This is a genomic window from Paenibacillus shenyangensis (genome assembly GCF_000346635.1).
In the GTDB taxonomy this organism is placed as follows: Bacteria; Bacillota; Bacilli; order Paenibacillales; family Paenibacillaceae; genus Saccharibacillus; species Saccharibacillus dauci.
Genome location: NZ_AOIG01000050.1, coordinates 1 through 1,561 on the forward strand (window position 1 = coordinate 1; position 1,561 = coordinate 1,561).

Consider the following 1,561-nt stretch of genomic DNA (forward strand, 5'->3'; position numbering starts at 1 on the left):
TCTCGACAGCTTTTCTTTATGTCTATTCTGTTTATGACGACACCGCGTTAATGTTGTATAATAGAAGTAACTTTTAACGAACGGATGGTGTTCTCATGTTGCGTCCAAATCGAGAAAAACAACAAACCTACGAACTCGTTTCGATTGAAGATCTTGTGCCCGAAAACCATATGCTGCGCAAGATTGATCGGTATATCGATTTCTCCTTCATCGATGAAAAGGTCCGTCCTCTTTATTGCGAAAACAACGGTCGTCCGGCCATTGACCCGACGGTCCTCTTCAAGATGATTTTCCTGGGTTATTTTTATGGCATTCGTTCCGAACGCCAACTGGAACGCGAAGTCCAAACGAATCTGGCTTACCGTTGGTTTCTCGGACTTGGCTTAACCGAAAAAGTGCCGGACCATTCCACGATTAGCTGGAATCGCCGAACACGCTTTAAGGGGACGACAATCTTCCAGGACATTTTCGATGAGATTGTACTGCAAGCCATTTCGCACAAGATGGTGGGCGGACGCGTCTTATTCTCGGACTCGACTCACGTTAAAGCCAGCGCCAACAAACACAAATATACCAAGCAAGAAGTGCTGCAAAACACAAAAGACTACTTGGACGAGCTGAACACTACTGTCGAAGCCGACCGAAAGGCGCATGGAAAAAAGCGCTAAAACCACGAGAGGAGGTGGAAGAAACCAAAGAAGTGAAAGTGAGCACGACCGACCCGGACAGTGGCTACATGGTGCGTGACGGAAAGCCGGAAGGCTTTTTCTACCTGGACCACCGAACGGTTGACGGGAAGTACAATGTGATTACCGATGTGCATGTGACGGCCGGAAATGTGCATGATTCCGTGCCTTATTTGACGCGCCTGGACCGGCAGCGTGAGCGATTCTCGTTTCAAGTGGAAGCCGTGGCGCTGGACGCCGGTTATTTGACGAATCCGATTTGCCGAGGACTTGAAGAACGACAGATTTATGGCGTGATTGCCCACCGAAGATTCCATCCTGTGAAAGGTCTCTTTCCGAAAGCCAAATTCCGCTACAATGCCGAGGAGGACCACTACACCTGTCCAAATGGGCAAGAGTTACCGTACCGAACCACCGACCGACAAGGTTACCGCCAGTATGCCTCCGACCCCAAACTCTGCCAAGACTGTCCATGGCTCCAGAGCTGTACACGCTCGGCGAACCGACGAAAAGTGGTGACCCGGCACGTCTGGGAAGACAGCAAGGAAAAGATGCGGGAAAACCGGCTAAGCCGCTCGGGCAAGCAACTGTACCGCAAACGAAAAGAGACGATTGAACGAAGCTTTGCAGATGCGAAAGAACTGCATGGGTTTCGTTATTTCAGGTTGCGCGGACTTGCGAATGTGACGGAGCAGGCACTCCTGACCGCCGCCGTGCAGAACCTGAAGAAGGTGGCGAACCACCTGGACCGGCAGGCTAAGCAGGCCTAACCGGCCTTCTTGGCCTGCCGGCCGAGGAAAAAAGAGTCACGCGACGCAAAAGAAACCCAACTCTCTATTAGGAGAGCTGGGTTTCTCGACATTCTGAGCCCCTAA

General features: G+C 51.1%; 2 protein-coding genes. Both read left to right on the forward strand.

Annotated features, from left to right (window positions below; translation table 11 throughout):
• Positions 1-95: 95 nt before the first annotated feature.
• Entirely contained in the window at positions 96-668 is a 573-nt protein-coding gene (locus tag H065_RS28420; RefSeq protein ID WP_026136430.1) for an IS1182 family transposase, read from the forward strand.
• Positions 569-1,456, forward strand: coding sequence for an IS1182 family transposase (locus tag H065_RS27575; RefSeq protein WP_238558035.1), 888 nt, complete (start codon positions 569-571; stop codon positions 1,454-1,456). Before H065_RS28420 ends, H065_RS27575 begins: the two co-directional genes overlap by 100 nt.
• Positions 1,457-1,561: the final 105 nt, after the last annotated feature.